Annotated in this window: 21 protein-coding genes; 13 read left to right on the top strand and 8 right to left on the bottom strand. The window is 68.7% G+C overall.

Features of this window, described 5'->3' with window-relative positions; all coding sequences use genetic code 11:
• Nucleotides 1-165: 165 nt before the first annotated feature.
• The 3 genes from AC4D12_RS13585 to AC4D12_RS13575 all read right to left on the bottom strand — a co-directional run bounded on the left by AC4D12_RS13585 (nt 166) and on the right by AC4D12_RS13575 (nt 3,258).
• Nucleotides 166-1,188, bottom strand: a complete 1,023-nt coding sequence (locus AC4D12_RS13585; protein WP_490950465.1) for a restriction endonuclease — start codon at nt 1,186-1,188, stop codon at nt 166-168.
• A gap of 128 nt (nt 1,189-1,316) precedes the next feature.
• Nucleotides 1,317-1,640, bottom strand: coding sequence for an NIPSNAP family protein (locus tag AC4D12_RS13580; RefSeq protein ID WP_490950464.1), 324 nt, complete (start codon nt 1,638-1,640; stop codon nt 1,317-1,319).
• A gap of 61 nt (nt 1,641-1,701) precedes the next feature.
• Nucleotides 1,702-3,258, bottom strand: a complete 1,557-nt coding sequence (locus tag AC4D12_RS13575) for a sulfatase-like hydrolase/transferase (RefSeq protein WP_490950463.1) — start codon at nt 3,256-3,258, stop codon at nt 1,702-1,704.
• 288 nt (nt 3,259-3,546) lie between these two features.
• Here AC4D12_RS13575 and AC4D12_RS13570 point away from each other — a divergent pair, with 288 nt between their 5' ends.
• Together AC4D12_RS13570 and AC4D12_RS13565 are read left to right on the top strand one after the other, a co-directional pair.
• Nucleotides 3,547-5,181 (top strand): alkaline phosphatase D family protein, encoded by a 1,635-nt coding sequence (locus AC4D12_RS13570; RefSeq protein WP_490950462.1) that lies wholly within the window; start codon nt 3,547-3,549, stop codon nt 5,179-5,181.
• Nucleotides 5,182-5,365: 184 nt separating this feature from the next.
• Nucleotides 5,366-6,250, top strand: coding sequence for an NAD-dependent epimerase/dehydratase family protein (locus AC4D12_RS13565; RefSeq protein ID WP_490950461.1), 885 nt, complete (start codon nt 5,366-5,368; stop codon nt 6,248-6,250).
• A gap of 45 nt (nt 6,251-6,295) precedes the next feature.
• Here AC4D12_RS13565 and AC4D12_RS13560 read toward each other — a convergent pair whose 3' ends face one another.
• Nucleotides 6,296-6,430 carry a hypothetical protein gene (locus tag AC4D12_RS13560; protein WP_490950460.1) on the bottom strand — a complete coding sequence of 45 codons (135 nt, stop codon included), beginning with the start codon at nt 6,428-6,430 and terminating at the stop codon, nt 6,296-6,298.
• A 146-nt stretch (nt 6,431-6,576) separates the two neighbouring features.
• Between AC4D12_RS13560 and AC4D12_RS13555 the strand changes: the two genes are divergently transcribed.
• The 3 genes from AC4D12_RS13555 to AC4D12_RS13545 are packed head-to-tail and all read left to right on the top strand — an operon-like array spanning nt 6,577 to nt 8,560.
• Nucleotides 6,577-6,717, top strand: coding sequence for a hypothetical protein (locus AC4D12_RS13555; protein WP_490950459.1), 141 nt, complete (start codon nt 6,577-6,579; stop codon nt 6,715-6,717).
• Complete coding sequence (locus AC4D12_RS13550; RefSeq protein ID WP_490950458.1) at nt 6,714-7,526, top strand: glycosyltransferase; 813 nt, start codon at nt 6,714-6,716, stop codon at nt 7,524-7,526. The genes AC4D12_RS13555 and AC4D12_RS13550 overlap by 4 nt, the downstream gene beginning before the upstream one ends.
• Complete coding sequence (locus AC4D12_RS13545) at nt 7,523-8,560, top strand: glycosyltransferase (RefSeq protein ID WP_490950457.1); 1,038 nt, start codon at nt 7,523-7,525, stop codon at nt 8,558-8,560. The genes AC4D12_RS13550 and AC4D12_RS13545 overlap by 4 nt, the downstream gene beginning before the upstream one ends.
• Nucleotides 8,561-8,592: 32 nt before the next feature.
• Here AC4D12_RS13545 and AC4D12_RS13540 read toward each other — a convergent pair whose 3' ends face one another.
• Complete coding sequence (locus AC4D12_RS13540; RefSeq protein ID WP_490950456.1) at nt 8,593-9,507, bottom strand: 2-hydroxyacid dehydrogenase; 915 nt, start codon at nt 9,505-9,507, stop codon at nt 8,593-8,595.
• Between the two features lie 168 nt (nt 9,508-9,675).
• Between AC4D12_RS13540 and AC4D12_RS13535 the strand changes: the two genes are divergently transcribed.
• The 4 genes from AC4D12_RS13535 (at nt 9,676) to AC4D12_RS13520 (ending at nt 12,707) form a co-directional block, all read left to right on the top strand.
• Nucleotides 9,676-11,058 carry a D-arabinono-1,4-lactone oxidase gene (locus tag AC4D12_RS13535; protein WP_490950455.1) on the top strand — a complete coding sequence of 461 codons (1,383 nt, stop codon included), beginning with the start codon at nt 9,676-9,678 and terminating at the stop codon, nt 11,056-11,058.
• A gap of 48 nt (nt 11,059-11,106) precedes the next feature.
• The gene (locus tag AC4D12_RS13530) at nt 11,107-11,949 is read left to right on the top strand and encodes a glycosyltransferase family 8 protein (RefSeq protein WP_490950454.1); all 843 of its coding nucleotides are present in this window, start codon (nt 11,107-11,109) and stop codon (nt 11,947-11,949) included.
• A gap of 130 nt (nt 11,950-12,079) precedes the next feature.
• On the top strand, nt 12,080-12,310 hold the full coding sequence (locus AC4D12_RS13525) for a FitA-like ribbon-helix-helix domain-containing protein (RefSeq protein ID WP_490950453.1): 231 nt from the start codon (nt 12,080-12,082) through the stop codon (nt 12,308-12,310).
• Nucleotides 12,297-12,707: a type II toxin-antitoxin system VapC family toxin gene (locus AC4D12_RS13520; RefSeq protein WP_490950452.1), complete on the top strand. Its 411-nt coding sequence runs from the start codon at nt 12,297-12,299 to the stop codon at nt 12,705-12,707. The genes AC4D12_RS13525 and AC4D12_RS13520 overlap by 14 nt, the downstream gene beginning before the upstream one ends.
• Nucleotides 12,708-12,902: 195 nt before the next feature.
• Here AC4D12_RS13520 and AC4D12_RS13515 read toward each other — a convergent pair whose 3' ends face one another.
• The 3 genes from AC4D12_RS13515 to AC4D12_RS13505 are packed head-to-tail and all read right to left on the bottom strand — an operon-like array spanning nt 12,903 to nt 15,786.
• Nucleotides 12,903-13,565 (bottom strand): GntR family transcriptional regulator, encoded by a 663-nt coding sequence (locus AC4D12_RS13515; RefSeq protein WP_490950451.1) that lies wholly within the window; start codon nt 13,563-13,565, stop codon nt 12,903-12,905.
• Nucleotides 13,562-14,512: a hydroxymethylglutaryl-CoA lyase gene (locus AC4D12_RS13510; protein WP_490950450.1), complete on the bottom strand. Its 951-nt coding sequence runs from the start codon at nt 14,510-14,512 to the stop codon at nt 13,562-13,564. Before AC4D12_RS13510 ends, AC4D12_RS13515 begins: the two co-directional genes overlap by 4 nt.
• Nucleotides 14,509-15,786, bottom strand: a complete 1,278-nt coding sequence (locus tag AC4D12_RS13505) for a CaiB/BaiF CoA transferase family protein (RefSeq protein WP_490950449.1) — start codon at nt 15,784-15,786, stop codon at nt 14,509-14,511. The genes AC4D12_RS13510 and AC4D12_RS13505 overlap by 4 nt, the downstream gene beginning before the upstream one ends.
• Before the next feature lie 310 nt (nt 15,787-16,096).
• On the opposite strand from AC4D12_RS13505, the gene AC4D12_RS13500 reads away from it, so the two are divergent.
• The 4 genes from AC4D12_RS13500 to AC4D12_RS13485 all read left to right on the top strand — a co-directional run bounded on the left by AC4D12_RS13500 (nt 16,097) and on the right by AC4D12_RS13485 (nt 21,737).
• Nucleotides 16,097-18,202: a hydantoinase/oxoprolinase family protein gene (locus AC4D12_RS13500; protein ID WP_490950448.1), complete on the top strand. Its 2,106-nt coding sequence runs from the start codon at nt 16,097-16,099 to the stop codon at nt 18,200-18,202.
• 3 nt (nt 18,203-18,205) lie between these two features.
• Nucleotides 18,206-20,080 carry a hydantoinase B/oxoprolinase family protein gene (locus AC4D12_RS13495; RefSeq protein ID WP_490950447.1) on the top strand — a complete coding sequence of 625 codons (1,875 nt, stop codon included), beginning with the start codon at nt 18,206-18,208 and terminating at the stop codon, nt 20,078-20,080.
• Nucleotides 20,077-20,715, top strand: coding sequence for an isochorismatase family protein (locus AC4D12_RS13490; RefSeq protein ID WP_490950446.1), 639 nt, complete (start codon nt 20,077-20,079; stop codon nt 20,713-20,715). Before AC4D12_RS13495 ends, AC4D12_RS13490 begins: the two co-directional genes overlap by 4 nt.
• A 104-nt stretch (nt 20,716-20,819) precedes the next feature.
• Nucleotides 20,820-21,737, top strand: a complete 918-nt coding sequence (locus tag AC4D12_RS13485) for a nuclease-related domain-containing protein (RefSeq protein ID WP_490950445.1) — start codon at nt 20,820-20,822, stop codon at nt 21,735-21,737.
• Nucleotides 21,738-21,998: the final 261 nt, after the last annotated feature.

The raw sequence follows: 21,998 nt of genomic DNA, 5'->3' as shown, positions 1-21,998 counted from the left end.
TACGTGGGAATGTGCGCGCATTCCCACCTAGTGGACCCGTGAAGTGGGACGGTTCACGCCCGCCGTCGTCACGACGAACGATGCCCGGCACCTTCAAGGGTGCCGGGCATCCTTCACCAAGCGAAGTGATGACGTGGATCGGGCGGTTCAGGAGCGTGTACTCCTTCAGCGGCCTTCCGTCGTGCGGTCAACGACGTAGATCTGCCGAAGCGGCATGCGTGAGCGCCACTTCGTGTCGAGTCGTTCGTAGTGGTTGAGAGTAAGCGACACCACTTCGGAGCCGGTGAGCAAGCGCAGATTCTGCCTCTCACGCTCATAGCCAAGCGCCTCTCGGCTGAAGCCGCCCAGACAAACGAACAAGGCCAGCTCACCCGGTGCAAGGGTCCCCGCAAGTCGTTGGATATCCGGCCTCGATTGCTGCACGCCTGTGTGTTTGCACTGGACTTTGATGACCGGCGGCTCGAGGCCCAACGGATCTTTGTGAGCAATGACGTCGATGCCTCCATCGGCGGAGTACGGAGTCACGCGCGCCTGATAGCCCATCGCCCGCAGCAGATCAGCGGTGAAGTACTCGAACTCCTCGTGTGACAGGTCGGTCAGTAGAGTCTTCAAAACGAAATCGTGGGTGAACTGGTCAAGCCGCGTCGCGCTAGGTTCTTCCTCGGCCCAGTCCTCCACCGCCTCCGCCGGCATTCGGTCGGCGGCGGCAACGAAGGATTCTTGTGTTGGTGCGGACAGGAACTGTTCAAAAACGGTTGCGTTGCTCTTCACCCGGAACAGCGTCATTGCTGATCCGATCTCATAGAGCGCCTTTTGCGGGAATAGGCTTCGGGAGACGCCTGTGCGGGTCCAGCGCACGGTTCGACGGTGAGCATGAGGCGTAACGTCGGGGTCGTACGAGTACTCGCCCGTAATGACTCCGAAGTTGAGAGTGCTGTCGGCCTTCTGCGGAGCTATGACGATGTCGCCGAGCTTCATCTCGAAGGCAAAGCGCAACAGAATGCCCGCCCAAACCGGGATCGCGCCAGCCTTCGCCTCCGGATAGGCGGTTTGAAGCGCCAATTTCAGGGCGTCCCGGTCCGCGCCCACGCCGCGGATGTCGCGTATCGCGTCCCAACCGATACTGATGAACCCCTTTTCGACGAGTTCGGTCGCCAGAGCATCGTTGTGAATTCCCCAGATTGTCACGGTGGAACAACCTCTCAGTTCATGTCGCGGTAGCGGTCAAGGGTGGCACATGGAGCATCAGGAGGCCGTTCCTCCTTGAGCTGGCCCCACATCGAAGCAGGCACATCGACCAACAGGGATGCAGGTGACTAACGGGGCTCTGCCACCGGGTATAGGTCCGTGGCCTCGAGCATCACGGACTCGATCGACGTCGAGAGAGGTCCGTCCACCTCGGAGGCGGCCTTCCCGTCGATCCACCGCTGGTCGCTGCCGAACGCCGTCCAGTTGGCCTTCGGATCGCCGTCGTGCTGCACGAGGTAGACCAGGGTGTCGTTCGAGCCCACGGGCGTCCAGTAGCCGAGGCTCCTGATCCCGTGCTCGGCGAACAGGTCGAGCGTGAGGGAGCGGAACCGCTCGAGCAGGGCGTCGAGCTTGCCGGGGGCGGCGATGTAGGTGCGCAGTTCGTAGGTCATGGCTCTCCTCGTGGCGGGGTACGGCTTCGCAGCAAGCCTAGGCGCAACGCGGAGGCACCCGTCAGTCGGCGGTGGTGGTGCCCCAGGCGCCCTCGTAGAACTCCGACGAGTGCGAGTCGAGGAGCTCGCCGTAGACGTCCGGCTCCAACGTCTGCGCCGACCGCGCCGGCAGGGTCGAGGCAAACGCGGAGACGCCGAGCCCCGCCTCCCGGTCGGCCAGGGTGAAGCCCGCGGCCTCCAGCAGCGTCGGGTACATGCTCAGCTGGTCGGCCCCGGAGCGGAGCGGACCTTGAGTCCCCGGGACCCACAGCCGGTTGAAGATCGTCCGGTTCGGGTGGTCCGCCAGCTGCTCCTGGAAGGCGTCGCCGGCGTTCATGTGCTTGAGGTGGTCTCCCATGATCGCCACCGCCGTGTCCTCGAGGTAGCCCTGATCCTCGAGGTGCTGGACGAAGTCCGCCACGAGGTCCATGGAGCAGGAGAACACCGAGGTGACCTCGTTGCTGGTGTCCACGCCGCAGTAGTCGTACACGTGCACGGGCTCGTGGGTGTCGAGGGTCAGCACCGAGAGGTTGAACGGCGTGCCCGTCCGCTCGGCCTCGGCGTGCAGCGCATCCACCTCGGTCTTCGCGTTGGCCAGCAGGCGTTCGTCGCTCAGGCCCCAGTCGCTGCGGAAGCTCGTGGGCGCTTCGCCGGCCAGCCGCCAGTCCGTGAGGTCCTTCGTCGTCGAGTAGCCGTGCGTCGCGAGGAAGGTGTCCTTCGCGGCGAAGGAGCCGTTCGCCCCGCCCAGGAACACGTTCGTGTAGCCGTGGTCGGCCAGCACGTCACCGAGGCAGGTCACCCCGCCGAGGTAGGTCTCGACGTCGTCGCCCGATTCCGAGGGAGCGGTGCTGTCCGCCACCGGGCCGGAGCCCTTCAGCGGGATGCCGCACTGGGTGCTCACGAGGCCGGACATGGTCCAGCCGCCGCCGCGGTACTGCTCGAAACCGTCGATGCTCTGCCAGCCGTCGGCTTCCTGGGTGACGTCCTTGAGGGCGGCGAAGGCATCCTTCTCGAAGAACTCGTCATTGGCGAGGGTCTCCTCGCCCGATTCCAGGTAGACGACCACGAGGTTGCGCTTGTTCTCTGCGCTCGTGACGGTCGGGGCGGCGTAGTAGTCACCGATCGCGTACTCGGAATCCGCGGCGGCCACGTAGTCGCGGACGCCCACGGTGCTCACGAACGCGGTGGATCCCGCGATCACCAGTGTGCCCACCAGGGCGGTGGAGACGGTGCGCATGATCCACGGCGAGCGGCGCCTCCGCGGAGCTGACTCGGGCTTCACAGCGTGGCGACCCGCACGACGCCGGTGCAGCTGCCAGAGTGCGATGCCCCCGGTCAGGAGAAGGGGCGCGACGCCCACGCCGAGGATGCCCAGCCAGACGAGGGTGCCGCCGCCGCCGTCGGTCTCGACGGACACGAGGTTCAGGCGCATCTGGGTCACCGAGATCTCGCCCCAGAAGTAGCGGATACCGAGACCGGCCGTGAGCATCGCGAGCCCGGCCCAGATCAGGGTGTAGACGGCGAGGTGTCCGAGTACGACGACGGCGCGTCCGGCCACGCGGACTGGCACTCCGGACATGGCTGCTCCTCACGATCGCGACCCCGGGATCCGCCGGGCACCCCTTCGGGCTCTGAAGACTGTTGCCCCACCCTACCGTTCACCCATCATTCACTTGACATTCACCAGCGCTGGGCTCAATTCGTCCGCAAGCCTCCGTCGGTGATCAGGTGGGCAGCACGGACGACGGCGGTGCGCGCCCGCCGTCGTACGCGCCCCTCGGAGCCCTGGTGAACGTCCGTTGAACAGTGGGCCACGAACCGCCCGAAACGGCGTGCGGGGCCCGTGCTGCACGGTGTAATCAGGAGCATGAGTGACTTCTCCCGCCGTTCCGTCCTGAAGGCCGCCAGCACGCTCGCGGTCGCCGGCAGCGCCACCGCTGCTGCCGCCACCGCCGTCGCCGTCCCGGCCGTCGCCGCCTCGGGTACCTTCCGCCACGGCATCGCCTCGGGCGATCCCCTGCCCGACGGCGTGCTCCTCTGGACGCGCGTCACGCCCACGAAGGACGCCAAGCCCGGCCACGGGAAGGGCCCGGCCGTGCCGGTGCGTTGGGAACTGTCGACGACGCCGGACTTCCGCCGCGTCGTCGCGCGCGGCACGGTGAGGACCGGGCCGGAGCGTGACCACACCGTCAAGGCCGACGTCCGCGGGCTGAGCCCGGCGACCACCTACTTCTACCGCTTCCTCAGCGGGAAGGACGAGTCACCGGTCGGCCGGACGCGCACCGCGCCGGCGCCGGGTGCGGCCGTGGACCTCCTGCGCGTGGGCGTCGTCTCCTGCGCAAACCTCCAGGCCGGCTGGTTCTCCTCCTACCGCCTGCTCGCCGCCCGCGGTGACCTCGACCTCGTCCTCCACCTCGGCGACTACCTCTACGAGTACGCGCCGGGCGAGTACCAGGCGCGCGACGTCGTCGTCCGCCCGCACGATCCCGCCGTCGAGATGACCACGCTGGAGCACTACCGCCGGCGCCACGCGCAGTACAAGGAGGACGCCGACCTGCAGGCACTGCACGCGGCCGTGCCGTTCGTGGTGACGTGGGACGACCACGAGTCCACCAACGACGCCTGGGAGGGTGGCGCGGAGAACCACACCGAGGGTGCCGAGGGCCTCTGGGTGGAGCGGCGCGCGGCCGCGATGCAGGCGTACGCCGAGTGGATGCCGGTACGGTACGAGGCCGGTGGGCAGCTGTACCGCCGCCTGGAGTTCGGCGCGCTCGCGAGCATCTCGATGCTGGACCTGCGCTCCTACCGGGACCAGCAGGCGCCGTCCACCACGGACCCGGCCGTCAAGGACCCCGCACGCAGCATCACGGGCGAGGCGCAGATGGAGTGGCTGCTGGACGGCCTCTCCACCCAGCAGGCGCAGTGGAAGCTCGTTGGCAACCCGGTGATGATCACGCCCGTGCTGTTCCCGCCGGCCATGGGCACCGCCTCCACCGACGCCATGGAGAAGCTGATGGGCACCACGACGGTGGACGGCGTCCCCTACAACATCGACCAGTGGGACGGCTACACGGCCGACCAGTCGCGCGTGCTGCGCCACCTCGGCGACAACGGCATCACCGACACCGTGTTCCTCACGGGTGACATCCACTCGGGCTGGGCCTGCGACCTCCCAGCGGACCGCAGCACCTACCCGACGACGGGCGCCTCCGTGGGTACGGAGCTCGTGTGCACCTCGGTGACCAGCGACAACCTCGACGACATCCTCGGGGTGCCTCCGCGCACGGCGTCACTCGGCGTCGAGGCCCGCTTCCGGACGAACAACCCCCACGTGAAGTACCTCGACTTCGACTCCCACGGATACTCCGTGCTCGAGGTCAGGCCCCAGGGCGTGCGGATGGACTGGTACGTGCTGTCCGAGCGCACAGACCGCGCCGCGACGTCGAGCCTCTCCACGTCCTTCCAGGTGCTCGCCGGGACGCAGAAGGTGACGCCGGCCTAGTACTGCTTCCGAGTACCTCCCGCCACTGCACAGATCGTGGCTGCAGTACGCGCGCTGGTGCGAGGCCGACTCCGTCGGGCGGGTGCGCGGGACGTCGTGTATAGGTGAGGACAAGCGTTCGGAGGCACACGTGGCCTCATGATCGTCACAGCCGTCGCCCACTCGCCCCCTTCAAGGAGAGCCCATGAAAGTCCTGATCACCGGAGCGCACGGCAAGGTGGGCCGTGCCACCACCCAGGCGATGATCGACGCCGGGCACGAGGTCATGACCACCGATCTGACCCGCCCTGGCTTCGACCGCAAGCCCGATGGTGCCCCGAAGTACACGATGGCCGACCTCACGGACGCGGGCGAGGCCTACGCCGTCGTGCGCGGCGCGGACGCCGTCGTCCACATCGCGGCCATCCCGGAGCCGACGGGCAACCCGCCCCACGTGGTCTTCCAGACCAACCTGATGGCGACGTTCAACGTCCTCGAGGCCGCCATCAGCTTCGGGGTCAAGCGATTCGTGTACATCTCGAGCGAGACCGTGCCCGGCTTCTTCTTCCCCGAGCGGGATTTCCTCCCCGACTACGCTCCCGTGGACGAGGAGCACCCCATCCGTCCCCAGGATCCGTACGCGCTGTCCAAGCATTTCGGTGAGCAGCTGATGGATGCGGCCGTGCGGCGGTCGGACCTCCGGTGCATCTCGATCCGCCCGTGCTGGGTGCAGTTCGAGGGCAACTACGAGCTGAACCTCGGCCCGCAGATCCGCGACAGCTCCGTGTTGAGCCCCAATCTGTGGAGCTACATCGACGCCTACGACCTGGCCGACGCCATCGTGCTGGCCACGGAGTCGGATCTGCCGGGTCATGAGGTGTTCTACATCGCGTCACCCGACAACGTAGGGGGCTACGACTTCGCCGAGGTCCTCGAGCAGTACTACGGCGATCAGATCGAGCTCCGTCAGTTGAGCCGGCCGGACGCCTCCGGCATCTCGAGCGCCAAGGCGCAGCGGATGCTGGGCTGGACCCCCACGCGTTCGTGGCGCGACTACCTCGATGCGGACGGCAAGGCCCTCCAGCGGTAGGGCGTGGAGGATGAGCTGCTCCGGTTCACGATGCAGGTCGGAGACCTACGTGTCGGCGCCGTCAGGCGGTGATGATGCGTCGTCGTGGTCCTCGATGATCTTCCCGTCGTGGACCCGCCTGAGCTCGATGCCCTCGAGGTAGCTGGGCACGGGTGGGTCGAGGTCTTCGTCGCCGGTCATGATTCCGATCCTAGGCGTCCGGGCTCTGCTTCTGCTGGGCAATCCGTCGGACGTGGTCCCAGCCGGTGCGAGCGCGGTGTGGGATTCGGACCGGCGATGTCGATTGGCTCGTCCGGGTTGCGGAAGGCTTCCGTGAAGGAGCTGGCGTGCTCGATGGCAAGGGTTCGGTCGAACACCCGGTAGTCTTCGCTGCCGTGGCACACGTCCACCTGACCCGAGGGGAACCGATGTCTTCCATCACCGTGAACGGCTACTGCGGGGGCCATGCCGCCCGCGCCGAGCAGTGACGCCCTCCACGCCCACGGCGTCGGCCCTGGTCGTCATTCCCGCGTTCGGTTCGCCCGAGCTGACCGACGCGGTCGTCGCCGACCTCTGCCGTGACGGCAGTGACCTCGACCCGACCCTGCGCATCGTGGTGGTCGACAACGCCGGGGACTACGCCCTTCCGCAAGGCAACATCTCGGTGTACCGCCCGGGGGAGAACCTGCGCTGGATCGGTGCGTCGAACTGGGCGCTGCGGACGGCGTCGGAGGACGGGCACGCGGTGTGCGTGGTGCTGAACAACGACATCCGGCTCTCGCCCGGATTCCTCGACGGATTGCTCGCGCCGTTCGCAACCGCGGGCGACATCGCGCTCGCGGCGGCCTGCTACGACGATTTCTGGCTCCATCAGCGGGCCCACACCATCCCGCCCACCGCCGCCGAGTACGTCCCCCGTGATGTGCTCCGCGACGTCGACTTCTGCGACGGCACGGCGATCGCGTTCGCGGTACCGTCCGTCGTCGGGCTGGGCGGGCTCGACGAGGTGGCGTTCCCACGCCACGGCTATGGCGCGGACCTGGATCTGGCCATCCGCGTACGGGCTGCCGGCCTGCGGTGCGTGATCACCGAGGGAGCGTACGTCTCGCACCTCCGCCGGCAGACGATGAACGCGACCGGTCAGTCCTCCGAGGGCAACCGGGCGGAGATCCTGCAGGGCCTCGACGCCAAGTGGGGCGAGGGGTGGCGCGCCGACGTCGGGCTCGGACCGGGCTCGTTCCCCGCCCACAACACCGGCAGCGGCGCGTCCTGGTACCTGACCCCTCCCGCCTGGTGAGCGCGCCCGGGGGCGCGGGGCGGATCGTCTACGCGGCGTTCGCCACACGCCACCACAGCGGCGGTGTGCACGTGATGACGCAGCACGTCCGGCTGCTGCGCGAGGCCGGGTACGAGGCCTGGCTGTGGCTGCCCGATCGGGACGACCGCACGGACTGGATCGGCGACGACGTACCGATGCTGTTCGGCGCCACCACCCCGATCCGCGCGAACGACCTCCTGGTCCTGCCGGAGACACCGACCGTGCAGGGCCGCGACCCGGCACCCGGCGCCCGCAAGGTCATCTTCAACCAGAACCACTTCTACACCTTCGCCGCCGGCGACCCCTCCGATTCCGACGGCTCCGACGCCGACTTCCCCGGCTGGTCCCCGGCTCCCGCCGTCTGGGTGGTGTCCGGTGAGAGCCGCGACGTGCTGTCCGCCGCGCTGCCCGGCCTGCCGGTGAGCCTTGTCCCCAACCCCGTGGACGGCGAGCTGTTCACCCCCGGCGCCCGCAACCAGCTCCGCGTGAGCTGGTTCCCCAAGAAGCGGCCGCGTGAGGCCTCGCTGCTGAAGCGGGTGCTGGCCGAGGATCCCCGGCTCGCCGGCGTCGAGCTCGTGGAACTGGTCCAGGCCCCGCGCGCGGACGTGGCCGCCACCCTGGGGAGCACCGCGGTCTTCATCGCCCTCGGGCACACCGAGAGCTTCGGTCTGCCGGTCGCCGAAGCGCTCGCGTCAGGCTGCCTCGTCGTCGGGTACGACGGCGGCGGGGGCCACGAGCTGTTCGAGGCGCCCGGCGCCTGGCGGATCGCCGACCAGCGACCGCTGCTCATCCGCGACCGCGTGGCCGAGCTGATCCAGGACATCGACGCCCTGGCGCCCGTCCGCGCCGCGAACCGCCGCTGGGTGCTGGATCAGTACCCGTTCGAGCGGACCGGCGCGGCGCTGGTGGAGGCGGTCGCCGCCGCGCGGGCCCGGCCCGGGGCCGACGCCGTGGCCGAGCATCCCGTCGCCTGGCTCGACACCCTCGGGCCGCACTTCACAGCGTTCGCCTGACGTCCGGCCCCTTAACCGCGCAGGGCGAAGGCTCAGTCGGCGCCCTTGACGACATTGACGAGGTCCTCGCCGGCCACGTAGCGGCGCACCTGCGCGTTGACCAGGGCGAAGGCGCGCGGGCCGGACTGCACGACGGACCCGGCGGCGTGCGGGGTGATGATCAGGTTCGGGGCCGTCCACAGCGGGTGCCCGTCGGGCAGCGGCTCGGGCTCCATCACGTCCAGGGCGGCGCGCAGCCGCCCGGTGGTCAGTTCCGCGAGCAGTGCCGAGGTGTCCACCACCTTGCCGCGCGCCACGTTGACCAGCAGGGCGCCGTCGGGCATCCGCGCCAGGAACTCCGCGTCCACGAGCCCCTCGGTGTCCGCGGTGAGCGGGAGTGTCAGCACCACCACGTCGGCCTTGGGCAGCAGGTCCGGCAGTTCCGACGTGGCATGGATGCCATCCCGTGCCGTGTGGGCTACGAACACAGGTTCGGCGTCGAAACTCCGTAACCGCTTGGCGGTCTGCTCACCGAGGTCACCGGCTCCGATGATCAGCACGCGCTTGTCACGCAGGTCGTCGGCCTCCAGCGGATCCCACGTGCCCTTCCGCTGGGCGTCGGTGAAGTGGGGGAGCTGACGCAGGGTGGCCAGCACGAGGGTGAGGACCAGTTCGGCAACCGCAGGACCGTGCACTCCCCGCGCGGTGCAGAGGGTCACGCCGTCCGGGACCTCGTCGAGGATGTCCTCGACGCCGGCACTGAGCAGTTGCACCACGTCGAGGTTCGGCATTGCTGCGAACTTCCCGGGGAGGTCAGTGGAGTCCTCGACCTGCGGCACCCAGAACACGGTCTCCGCGAGGCGGTCGGGTTTCTCGTCCTCGCCGTTCCAGGCGATCACCTCGACGCCGTCGGGGAGGTCGCCGAGGAGGTCACGGGCGTGGGCGTCGGGGATGCATACAACAGTCATTTTGTCAGTGTAATCATCTGGTTGACCGAGGCTGGGCTATGGTGTTAGCAGGACTTCTACAGACGTGAGAAGTTCGTTCCCAGCAGTGGAATACGCCTGCGGGGTGGATCATCTCCACCGGTCAGTGCGGCTTCGAAGGCAGAACCGAACTTCTACAGGAGACGCGTCATGTCCACCACACAGCTTGCCTACCCCGCCCAGGAACCTGACCTCGACGGAGAGGACACCAGGCTCCGCAACTGGGCGCGGAACTCCCGTCTGGGCCCTCCCGGCTCGCTCGTCGTCCCGTCCACCGAGGCGGAGTTGTGCGAGTTCCTCGCCACGAGCGACGGCCCGGTCCGCATGATCGGGAGCCGCATGTCACCCGGCAGGATGATCAAGGTCGCGGACGGCAAGGGAACGCTCCTGGACCTGAGCATGCTGAGTGGTCTGATCTCCAGCACCGAGGACACCGCGACCTTCGGCGGTTCCACGCCCCTGGCCGAGGTGTACGCGTTCCTGTCCGCGCGCGGGCAGATGCTCGACGCCTCACCCGGAGTGATCGCCGAGCAGACCGTGGCCGGTGCCCTGTCCACCGGCACCCACGGTCAGGGCCTGCAGCAGAGTTCGATCGCCGGTGCCGCGCTGGCCATCCGCATGGTGCTGGCCGACGGCACGGTCGCCGAGTACGCGCACGACCACCCTGATTTCCCCGCCGTGCAGCTCAGCCTCGGTTCTCTGGGCGTGATCACGGCCGTGACCCTGCGTGCCCGGGACACCGTGATCTACACCTGCGTGAAGAAGGCCGTCGACGCCGGCACGCTGGAGACGGACCTGGAGACCTGGAACCGCGAGAACATCCTGGTCAAGGCCTGGTGGTTCCCGCAGGAGAACCAGGTCCAGGTCTGGACCGCCAACGAGGCGTCCGACGACGAGCTCTCCGGCTACCGGGCCGGCGGCAGCAAGCTCGTGGAGTACGCGACGACCGACACGTCCATGAACAGCACGATCGAGGCAACCCTGCAGCACCTCCGCGACGACAGCAAGGGTGTCGCCGACAACGGGAAGTCGCTCCGCACGGTGTCGCGCTTCCGGGACTTCACCGACGTCACGGGTGACATCTACCAGGTGTTCTGCAAGGGGATCGCGACCCCCCAGATCAACGTCGAGATCGGCATCCCGCTCGCGCAGGCCGGAGCGGTCATCAGGAAGCTCAAGGAGTGGCACGCGGCGACCAAGCCCCGGATGCACTACCCGGTGATCCTGCGCTGCACCGGCGCGTCCGAGGGATGGCTGAGCCCGTCCAACGGCCAGGACACCTGCTACTTCGGCTTCGTGGTCTACTACGCGGCGGACGGTTCGCTGTCCGAGGAGGGCGACAGTTTCCTCCGGGCCGTGGAGCGCGCCCTCGCCGAGGAGGGTGGCCGCCCGCACTGGGGCAAGTACTTCGACGAGTCGCTGTACAACTGGCCGGCGCTCTACCCGCAGTGGGAGGCCTTCCGCCGCGTCCGCGAGACCCTCGACCCGCAGCACCGCTTCGCCAACACGTTCACCGCCGCCCTGCTCGACTGACCCGGCTGCTTCCAGCCACCCGTGACTGCCAGAACAGGAACACCACCGATGAACGCCTGGGTGACCTTGCTGACCCAACCCGACTACCTGATCGGGGTCCGGACGCTCCGGGCCTCGCTCGAGGCCTCGGGAAGCACCGCGCCGTTCGTCGTCATGGTGACGGACGGGATCGACGACGAGGCCCGCCGGCTCCTGCAGGACGACGGGTGCCTCCTGCGCGACGTCGCACCGTTGCGCCCGGCCGGTGGCTCGGCTGACAGCTACGCCAACGCCCGGTTCGCGGAGGTGTGGACCAAGCTGGCCGTGTGGGGCCTCACGGAGTTCGAGCGCGTCGTCTTCCTGGACGCCGACATGCTCGTGACCCGGACCATGGACGAGCTGTTCACCCTTGATCTGCCCGACGGCGGCATCGCTGCGTGCCATGCCTGCCGGTGCAACCCCAACCGGATCGCGAGCTACCCGCCGAGCTGGCGGCCCGAGACCTGCTTCTACACGCACTGTCGGGGCGGGGACCACGTCACCGAACCGGACGCGACGGACAACTACCTCAACGGTGGCTTCCTGGTGCTGTCACCGGACGAGGCCGTCCTCGCCGACATGGTGGCCCGGCTGGCGGCCGTCGAGAATCTCTCGGCCTACCCGTTCGCCGAGCAGGACTTCCTCAACGAGTACTACCGCGACCGCTGGCAGCCGCTGCCCTACGTCTACAACGCGCTGAAGACCCTGCCGCACCAGCACCCGTCGGTCTGGGACGCGGCGTCGGTGAAGAACATCCACTACATCATCGACAAGCCGTGGGCGAAGCCGTTCGATCCCATGGACCGCTACGCCGAGGTCAACCTGCTCTGGTGGAAGACGGCTGACACCCTGAGCGCGCCCGTCGGCTCCTGAGCCCAACGGCTTAGGGACTGGCGGACCGCTGCTGATCGTCCTCGTCGTCACCACGAGAGCGGTGCTCAGTAGAACAACTGCTGTGGTGGGTACCCTTGCGATGATGGACATGTGGCGCCATAATGGCGCCATGCCGAGTATCCAGATCAAGGACGTGCCCGCTGAAACACACGCCGTGCTTCGTCGGCGGGCAGATGAGGCGCACCAATCGCTGCAGGAGTACCTCCGGAGTCGGCTGATCGTGGAGGCAGCCAATCCATCGGTGGAGGAGGTCATGCGCCGGGTCGCGACTCTGCGAGGCGGTTCCGCGTCGATTCGGGCGGTCAACGAACTGATCCGGGAAGACCGTGCTGGTCATTGACGCCGGCGTGCTTGTCGTGGCGCTCGCCGATGATGGGGTGGACGGCGAACGAGCCCGCGAGGCGTTGCGGCGGGACACTCTTGCAGCGCCGGAGCTCATCGACCTCGAGGTGGTTTCGGTGCTCAGGCGTCTGGTGCGACATGGAGGGCTCACCACCGCACGAGCTGGACAGGCCGTTTCTGACCTTGTCGACCTGCCGCTTCAACGGGCTATCCATCGCCCGCTGCTGGGGCGCTGCTGGGCACTACGCGAGAATCTCACGAGCTATGACGCGTGCTACGTGGCGCTGGCCGAGGCTCTCGAGTGTCCACTGGTGACCACTGATGCTCGCCTTGCGCGCGCTCCCGGCTTGCTCTGCGCTGTGGAGGTCCTGACACCAGGTCCTTCGGCTGTCTAGTAGTGCGTCAACTACCTGTCGTGATCGTGCGGATGAATCTGCACATGCCGAGGAGTGCTGCGATCAGGAGGCACGCGCCCGAGCCGATGCAGGCGTAGAGGGTACGGTTTCACGCGCGTCAACGGGAGATCAAGAAGTGATCATCCAGGTCTTGGCGCATCAGCCACGGCCGCTTGAGGCCCACCACCGGCCGACCTACCGCGTCGAGGGGTTCGCCCCCGCCGCGTTCCGCGCCGCCAGGATGTGCGTCCGCATGACGGCTTCAGCCCACTCGCCGTCCCGGGCCGACGCGGCCGCTACGAGTTCGGCGTGGTGCTGCATGGACCGGCGGAGGGCTTCGGCACTGTACTTCCGGAACGTGTGCGAGACGACGGCGGGCCGCATGACGGCCTGCAGTGCCGTTGCCACGTGCCGGTTCCCGCAGCGCTCGATGAAGATCCCGTGAAACGCGGCGTTCAGCGCGCTCAGCCCGGACATGTCACCGCCGGCAGCCACGACAGCCTCCATACGGGCGGAGAGCGACGCGAGTTCGTCGACGTCGTCGTCCGTGAGGTTGGGGACGGAGAGCAGCACGGCGTGCGGCTCGAAGCCGGCCCGCACGTCGTAGAGGCCGGCGATGTCCTCGGGGGAGAAGCTGACCACCTGCGCGCCCTTGTTGCGGCTGAGCTCCACGAGTCCCTCCGCGGCAAGCCGGTTGAGCGCCTCGCGGATGGGGGTTCGGCTGACGCCGATGCGCGCGGCGAGCGTCGTCTCGCGCAGCCACGATCCCGCGGCCAGTTCGCCCGAGGCGATCAGGGCGCGTACCTGGCCGTAGGCGGAATCGTCGGCGGTGTCCGCGGACGCGGCGGGAAGAGTCACTGCGCGTCCGGCCACGACGCCGCGGCCAGCCCGGCACGCGTACCCCCGCGGGACACGAACGACGACGACGCCCGCCCGGTCAACTCCACGATCTTGTCGGACGCGAGCATGTACGTCGACAGGTCGATCCCGGTCGAGACGCCGAGCCCATCGCACAGGTGCACGAGGTCCTCGAGCGCCGCGTTGCCCAGCACGGACGGATCGCCCGGGAACCACAAGTCCCCGCCGAGCCCGGCGAAGGAGCCTTCCAGCCACGTGGCCCCGGCCATCATGCACGCCAGCGCGTTCGCGGGCGCGAAGCCGTTGCGGTTGTGGAGGTGCACGCCGACGTCAAGCCCCGGGTACAGCGCGCGGACCTCCGCGACGCCGTCGTACATCTCGCCCGGCTCCTCCTCACCCGAGGTGGCCGCGAGGTACACGCCGTCGGCGCCGGCATCGACGGCCGCCTGCACCACGCGCAGCCGCTCCTCGCGCGGGACGGGTCCGCGTGCCGGGGCGAAGAACGCACAGGCGACGGCGACGACGAGCCGGACGCCCGACGACGCCGCGAGCGCGCCGATGCGCGACACGTCGGCCAGGATCTCGTCCACGGTGAGCCGCTGGTTCCTGAGACTGACCTCCTCGTCGGCGGACACGACGACCACGAGCTCGTCGAGCCCGCAGTCCACCGCCCGCTCGGCACCCCGGAAGTTCGGGGCCAGCCCGCGGTAGCGCACGCCCTCAACCCGGGGCACAGCGGCCATCACCTCGGCGGCATCGGCGAGCTGGGGGAGGACCTTCGGATGCGCGAAGCTCACGGCCTCGATCTCCCGCACACCGGCGTCGATCAGCAGCTCCACGAGCGCGACCTTCTCCGCGGTCGGCACCATCGACGGCACGGACTGCAGCCCGTCCCGCAGACCCACCTCCACGAGCCGGATGGAGGACGGCAGGCCCGGCAGGCTCATGCCAGCCCTCGCTCGCGCAGGGACGCAAGGGCGCCGTCGTCGACCCCCACCTCCGCGAGGACCTCCGCGGTGTGCGCGCCGAGCGGCGGGCCGGGCCAGCGGACGGTGCCGGTGGTGCGGCTCAGCCGCGGGAACACGTTCTGCTGCGCCACGGATCCGAGGACCGGGTGCTGCACCTCGGTGATCGACTCGCGCGCAAGGTACTGCGCGTCGCTGAGCATGTCCACGGGCCGGAAGATCTTGCCCGCGGGAACCCCGTGCGCCTCGAGCGAGGCCTCCAGCGAGGCAGCGTCCTGCGTGGAGGTGTACTCGCCGATCAGGGCGTCGAGCTCCTCCTGCCGCTCCCCGCGTGCGCCGTGGGTGGCGTAGCGCGGATCGGTCGCCAATGAAGGCTGCCCGATCGCCTCCGCGAGCCGACCGAACACCGTGTCCTGGTTCGCGGCGATCAGCAACCACGAGCCGTCCCGCGTGGGGTAGACGTTGCTGGGTGCCACGTTCGGGAGGATCGCGCCGGTCCGCTCGCGCTGGTACCCCGTCACCTGCCACTCCGGCACTAGCGACTCCATGACGCCGAGCACCGCCTCGTAGATCGCCGAATCCACCACCTGCCCGCGCCCGCTGACCTCGCGCTCGCGGACGGCGGCGAGCGCGCCGATGGTCGCGAAGAGGGCGGCGAGCGTGTCGCCGATGGAGATCCCGACGCGTGACGGCGGCGTGGACGGATCGCCCACCACGTACCGGAGCCCGCCCATCGCCTCGCCGATGGCCCCGTAGCCGGCGCGCTGCGAGTAGGGACCGTCCTGCCCGAACCCGGACACGCGCACCATGATCAGACCGGGATTCATCGAAGCGAGGTCGGCGTAGCCGAGCCCCCAGCGCTCGAGCGTGCCGGGGCGGAAGTTCTCGATCACGATGTCCGCGGTGCCGATGAGCTTCCGGGCGAGGTCCTGGCTCTCGGGGTCGCGCAGGTTCAGGGTCACCGAGCGCTTGTTGCGCCCGACGACGGACCACCAGAGTGATTCCCCCTGCGGCAGCTGCCGGCCCCACTGACGGAGCGGATCGCCTTTGGCCGGGTCCTCGATCTTCACGACGTCGGCCCCGAGGTCCCCGAGCAGCTGTCCGCAGAACGGACCGGCGAGGAGCTGCCCCATCTCGACCACGCGGAGGCCCGCGAGCGGCCCGGTGGCGGGCGCCGCGGAGTCAGTAGTGGAAGCAGCAGCAGTATCAGCAGCCGGATCGGCGGCGGGTGCGGCGGGAGTGTCGCTGGCAGTCATCGGCAGGCCTCCGGGCGTTCGGATGGGGGCGGGCGGGGAGCCCGAACGTATACAACTTGGCAGCAAGAGGACCGCGAAGCAAGAGAACTGTCGTCACGAAGGAGAAGTTGTATGCAATTCATTGACGCGCAGCACCCCCGCCCCTACGCTGACACGCAGTGGAGGTGTGACGCCCGCCACCCCCCTGCCGGACCCGTCCCCTTCCGGGCCCGGACGGCGGGCGTCACACTCCACACCCCATCCGATGCGCGCCGGTCCGATGCAAGCGAGACCGGAGCGGCACGAGGCAGCACCACCCAGAGGAGACCTGATGGCGTTTCGGCTCGGCGTAGACGTGGGCGGCACGTTCACGGACATCCTCCTGATCGACGAGGCCTCCGGCGAGACCCACCGGTACAAGACGGCGTCCACCCCGGAGGACCAGTCCATCGGCGTCCTCCACGGCATCGAGCAGGCCTGTAAGGCCGCCGGGATCCCGACGTCGTCCGTCACCGAGGTGCTGCACGGCACCACCGTGGCCACCAACGCGATTCTCGAGCACAAGGGCGCCCGCGTAGGCCTCGTGACCACCAAGGGGTTCCGCCAGGTGCTGCAGATCGCCCGCTCGTTCGTGCCCGGCGGCCTGGCCGGCTGGATCATCTGGCCGAAGCCCGAGCCGCTCGCCGACCTCGAGGACACCGTGGAGGTGGCCGAGCGCGTCACCACCACCGGCAGCGTGCGCATCGCCCTGGACGACGACGACGTCCGCACCCAGCTGCGGAAGCTGAAAAAGCGCGGCATCGAGGCGCTCAGCATCAGCCTCATCAACTCATACGCCAACGGCAGCCACGAGGCGCGCATCGCCGAGCTCGCCGCCGAGGAACTGCCGGGCATCCCCGTCTCCCGCTCCTCGATCGTGCTTCCGGAACTCCGCGAGTACGAGCGCACCATCACCACCGTGGCCAACGCCTACGTGCAGGGGCAGGTCTCCCGCTACGTCGGCAACCTCGAGGACAAGCTGGCCGCCGCGGGCATCGAGGGCCAGCTCTCCATCCTCCGGAGCGACGGCGGTCTGGTGTCCGGCAAGGTGGCCGCCAGCAACCCCGTGTCCCTGCTGCTCTCCGGCCCGGCCGGCGGTGTGACGGGTGCGGTGTGGGCCGCCGAGCAGGCCGGCTTCAAGAACCTCCTCACCTTCGACATGGGCGGCACCTCCACGGACGTCGCGCTCGTGCAGGACCTCACCCCGCGCATCGGCCGGGAGACGACGGTCGGCGACCTCACCGTCCGCGCCACCTCGGTGGACGTCCGCACCGTCGGCGCCGGCGGTGGCTCGATCGCGCACGTCCCGCAGCTCACCGGCGCGCTCCGCGTGGGTCCGCAGTCCGCGGGTGCGGTGCCAGGTCCGGCGTCGTACGGGAAGGGCGGCAGCGAGCCGACCGTGACGGACGCCAACGTGGTGCTCGGCTTCCTGCCGTCGCAGCTGGCGGGCGGGGAGATCGGGCTCGACGTCGAGGCAGCCGCCACCGCGGTGAAGACCATCGCCGAGGCGATCGGGCTGGACGGCGTGGAGAGCGCGGCCGAGGGCATCATCGACATCGTCAACGAGAACATCTACGGCGCCCTGAAGCTCGTCTCCACGCAGCAGGGCTTCGACCCGCGGGACTTCGCGCTCGTGGCGTTCGGCGGCGCCGGCCCGCTGCACGCCAACGCGCTCGGCAAGCTGACGGGCGCATGGCCGGTGATCATCCCGCCGTCGCCCGGTGTGCTCTGCGCCTACGGCGACGCGACCACGAGCCTCCGCGACGAGGCCGCGCGCACCCTGGTGCGGCGCTTCAGCGAGCTCGATGACGCCCAGGTGCGCACCGTTCTCGAGGAGCTCGCCGGTACCGCGAAGGAGTCGCTGCTCGCCGCGGGCCTGGCCGAGGAGGACCTCACGGTCACCTACTCCGCGGACCTCCGGTACCACGGGCAGGGCTTCGAGATCCCGATCACCGTCAATCTGCGGACCTTCAGTGGAAACGGGGACGACGGCGGCCTCACCGCCCTCCGGGCCTCGTTCGACGCCGAGCACGAGCGCCTCTTCGCCTTCCTCCTCGACAACGAGCACGAGCTCGTCACCGCCCGCGCCACCGTGAGCGGCCCGCGTCCGCAGGTCGCGAGCGTCACGCTCGACGCCGGCCCCGCCGACCCGCTCCCGGCGCTGCGGAGCACGCACTCCATCTTCGTGGGCGGCAAGCACCTCGAGGCGTCCATCTACGACCGGCATCTGCTCAAGGCCGGCAACGTGATCACCGGTCCCGCCGTCGTCGCCGAGATGGACTCCACCACGCTGGTGCTGCCGGGCCACGCGGCCACGGTGCACCACCACGGGAGCCTCCTGATCCGGCCCATCGAGCACGAGACCGCACCTGACACGACCACGACGAGTGAGGACTGACCCATGGCACAGCTGATCGAGACCGCCACCTCGCCGTTGAACCCGGTGGACGTGGACGTGGTGACGCTCGACCTCATCGAGAACGCCCTCCGCAGTGCCCGCTACGAGATGGACGAGACCCTGTTCCGCACGGCGCTCTCCCCGGGCATCCGCGAGCAGCACGACGAGTTCCCGCTCATCGCCGACCCCGAGGGCAAGATGATCGTGGGCCAGTTCGGGCTCTCCATCCCCGACTTCCTGGCGAACTTCAGCGGCACCATCGAGGAGGGCGACGTCCTCATGACGTCGGACCCGTACTCCTGCGGCGCGGCGATCAGCCACGCCAACGACTGGCTCGTGGTCATGCCCATCTTCTTCGAGGGGCGCATCGTGGGGTGGGCGTCGCAGTTCGGGCACATGACCGACGTCGGCGGGAAGACCCCGGCGTCCATGCCCACCGATGCGCGGACCATCTTCGAGGAGGGCGTGATCATCCCGCCCTTCAAGCTGTACCGGAAGGGCGAGCGCGATGACACGTCGCTGGGCATCATCCTCAATCAGGTGCGGAAGCCGGACTGGAACCGCGCGGACCTGAACGGGATCGTCGCGGCGTGCCGGACGGCGTCGCGCCGGGTCCAGGAGATGTGCGCGCGGTTCGGCGTGGACACCTACACGTCCGCGCTGAACGCGCTGCTGGACCGCAACTACCGCGCCATGAAGGTGCTGCTGGCGCTGGTGTTCGAGGAGGGCAAGCCGCTCTCCTTCACGGACTACATCGACGACGACGGCCGCGGCTACGGCCCGTACGAGCTGACGATGACCATCACCCGCACCGGCGACAAGGTGCTGATCGACCTCACGGGCAGCGCCCCGCAGGCGCAGGGGCCCATCAACTACTACATTAACGAGAACCTGATCCGGATGTTCTTCGGCATCTACATGATCACCGTCGCGGACCCGCAGATCCTCTGGAATGACGGCTTTTACCCGCTGGTGGACGTGGAGATCCCGGAGAACTCGTTCTGGAAGCCGGCCTACCCGGCGGCGCTCAACGGCCGGAACCACGGCATCGGCCGCCTGTTCGATCTCTTCGGCGGGCTCCTCGGCCAGGCCAACCCGGACCTGCTGAACGCCGCCGGTTTCTCCTCCTCACCCCACTTCATGTACTCGGGGAACTACAGCGAGGGCGAGCGGAAGGGCGAGTGGTTCCAGCTGTACTCCATCGGCTTCGGCGGCATCCCCGGGCGCCCCGTGGGCGACGGCCCGGACGGTCATTCGCTCTGGCCGTCCTTCGTCAACATCCCGTGCGAGTACCTGGAGAGCTACTACCCGCTGATCATCGACCGCTGGGAGACCATCCCGGACACCGGCGGCGCGGGCCTGCACCGCGGCGGCAACGGCGTGGACGTGGCGTATCGCTTCCTGGAGGCCGGCACCATCGCCATCCACGACGACCGCTGGCTCACCTACCCGTGGGGTGTGAAGGGCGGCGAACCCGGGGCGCGCGGCACCAAGTGGATCGATCGCGCGGACGGCACCCGGGAGGTCTTGCCGTCCAAGGTGCACGACGTCGCCGTCGGTAAGGACGACGTCCTCCACTTCGTGACGTGGGGCGGAGGCGGCTGGGGCGACCCGCTGGCCCGCGATCCTGAGCTGGTGTGCAAGGAGGTGCGGCGCGGCTTGGTCACGCAGGCGGGTGCCCGTACGTACGGGGTGGTGTGCGACGACAACGGCGACCTCGATCTTGGAGCAACTGAAACGTTGCGCGCCTCGATGCGCGAGGGCCGTGAGGAGCCGCTGCCGCTGTTCAACCGGGGCGACTCCATGGAGAACCTGCTGGCCAACAGCCTCACCGAGACCGGGCTGCCTGCCCCGACGCCCCCGCTGGCGGTGCTGTGACGGATGCTGGGTCTGCGTCCTCGCAGGAGTCATCGCCTGGCTTCTCGTCGGGCTTCGACGGGCATCTGACGCCCGGTCCGCGCCGGGCGGTCATCGCGGTGGACCTCATGCGGGCGTACTTCGACCCGTCGAGTCCACTGTGCCTGCCGTCAGACGACTGCCTGGACGGTGCTGCTGCTGTCCTCGCTCAAGCCCGGGCTGCCGGGTATCCGGTGTTCCACACGGTGGTGCGATTCGAGAGCGAGGAGCAGGGCGGGGTCTTCATGCGGAAGGTCCCGGCGCTGCGGCTGCTCATCAGCGAGCAGCCCGGAGCCGTGCCGCCGCTGGGGGAGCTGATGCCGGAGGTCGCTCCACTCGAGGATGAACCGGTGCTGGTGAAGCAGGGAGCGAGTGCGTTCTTCGGCACCGACCTCGCCGAGCGGCTGCGCGAGGCCGACGTGGACACGGTCATCATCGTCGGCGTCAGCACCAGTGGCTGCGTCCGGGCGACGGCGGTCGACGCGGTCCAGCACAACTTCGTGCCGATCGTGGTCCGCGACGCGGTGGGGGACCGCGACGACGTTGTGCAGCGAGCGGCGCTCTACGACCTCCAGGCGAAGTATGCGGAGGTCGCGGACACGGCGTCCCTCTTCTGATCCGCTCGCGAAGGATGCGGAAGGTTGCCGTACTCCTGCGCTAATGCTTCGTCTACCCGGGGTCATCTCTGCCTACGGTTGGGAGGGCAGGTAGGGGGATAACGGTGGAAGCAGGACAGGGCGCAGCCGAGCAGGCGCGTCGCGTCGGGGAACGAGTGTCGCGTCTGGAGGCCGAGCTCGACCAGGCGCGAAGGACGCAGCAGGCGTGGCTCGCGGGAGCTGAGGGCGAGCGACGAGTGGGCGAGCAATTGCGGCGGCTGGAGACAAGCGGCTGGTTGGTCTTGAACGACGTGCACTGGCCGGGCCGGCCGAAGGCGAACCTCGACCACCTCCTTGTAGGCCCCGGCGGTGTGCTGGTGATCGACGCGAAGAACTGGTCGGGCACTGTTCAACTACGAGACGGCGACCTCCGCCAGAACGGCTTCTCGCGACGGCGGGAGATGGAGAAGGCCCTCGATCAGGGCGCAGCAGTGGCCGTGCTCCTCGAACCGAGACATCGTGCTTTGGTGCGGGCGTGGATTTGCCTCGTCGGACAGCCCGTTCTTCCGCTCAGCACGAGTGCAGGCGTGACCATCGTAGGGATCGATCATCTGGTCGCGACCGTGCAAGCTCTCCCTCTGGTGATCGATGAGCCGCTGGTCCGGAAGATCCATGACTACCTGGCGGGTTATCTCTCCAAACCGACGAGTCCTGTCATGGCCACCACCGCGCTGCTCGAGCGGTCCGACGCAGCGTCATCGGTTCTCGCGAGCCGTCGGGCAGCCGCGGCACGTCCTCAGCCTCACAGCACTGCGGTGCGCATGTCGCGGCTTCGGCCTCCGGTACGTGCACGACGACGGAACCAGCCGAGCTGTCTTGGCGTATTCGGACGACTCGTGCTGTTGGCACTGGCGCTCCTGGTAGGCACGAATGTGCTGCACAGCTTTTCGGAGACGATCTCGACGCCTCCTCCGATCATGCCGTCGATCGAGCAGTCGGTCCCTGCGGGTAACGGCCCTTCGCTCGCACCCATCGGCTCCTGACCCCGGCGACGAAAGTGCTTGGTCCTCGACCGTCGGACGGGTGGAAGGGACCGCGCCCGCTGCGTTCTGCCGCGCGAATATTTGCGTCAGCACGGCGGAACCCGGTCCTGTCGTCGCCGATAACAGCGCATATGACACTGTGAGGTGACCCCGGGGGATCGATGCGCAGCTCTGCCACCTACGGGATGTAGGAGCAGATGGTGTTCCTACTGAGGCGTAAGAATAATGGCATGTGCGAACACGTACCTTCCACCGCTTATG

The organism is Arthrobacter sp. TJ-266 (assembly GCF_058269115.1).
This window is presented reverse-complemented; position numbering and strand designations above follow the sequence as displayed.

Bases quoted from the DNA above. Each gene is read 5' to 3' on its own strand.
- AC4D12_RS13570 (WP_490950462.1), top strand. From the start codon at position 3,547: ATGAGTGACTTCTCCCGCCGTTCCGTCCTGAAGGCCGCCAGCACGCTC.
- AC4D12_RS13505 (WP_490950449.1), bottom strand. From the start codon at position 15,786: ATGACTGCCAGCGACACTCCCGCCGCACCCGCCGCCGATCCGGCTGCT.
- AC4D12_RS13510 (WP_490950450.1), bottom strand. From the start codon at position 14,512: ATGAGCCTGCCGGGCCTGCCGTCCTCCATCCGGCTCGTGGAGGTGGGT.
- AC4D12_RS13500 (WP_490950448.1), top strand. From the start codon at position 16,097: ATGGCGTTTCGGCTCGGCGTAGACGTGGGCGGCACGTTCACGGACATC.
- AC4D12_RS13525 (WP_490950453.1), top strand. From the start codon at position 12,080: ATGCCGAGTATCCAGATCAAGGACGTGCCCGCTGAAACACACGCCGTG.
- AC4D12_RS13565 (WP_490950461.1), top strand. From the start codon at position 5,366: ATGAAAGTCCTGATCACCGGAGCGCACGGCAAGGTGGGCCGTGCCACC.
- AC4D12_RS13495 (WP_490950447.1), top strand. From the start codon at position 18,206: ATGGCACAGCTGATCGAGACCGCCACCTCGCCGTTGAACCCGGTGGAC.
- AC4D12_RS13540 (WP_490950456.1), bottom strand. From the start codon at position 9,507: ATGACTGTTGTATGCATCCCCGACGCCCACGCCCGTGACCTCCTCGGC.
- AC4D12_RS13535 (WP_490950455.1), top strand. From the start codon at position 9,676: ATGTCCACCACACAGCTTGCCTACCCCGCCCAGGAACCTGACCTCGAC.
- AC4D12_RS13575 (WP_490950463.1), bottom strand. From the start codon at position 3,258: ATGTCCGGAGTGCCAGTCCGCGTGGCCGGACGCGCCGTCGTCGTACTC.
- AC4D12_RS13580 (WP_490950464.1), bottom strand. From the start codon at position 1,640: ATGACCTACGAACTGCGCACCTACATCGCCGCCCCCGGCAAGCTCGAC.
- AC4D12_RS13560 (WP_490950460.1), bottom strand. From the start codon at position 6,430: ATGACCGGCGACGAAGACCTCGACCCACCCGTGCCCAGCTACCTCGAG.
- AC4D12_RS13530 (WP_490950454.1), top strand. From the start codon at position 11,107: ATGAACGCCTGGGTGACCTTGCTGACCCAACCCGACTACCTGATCGGG.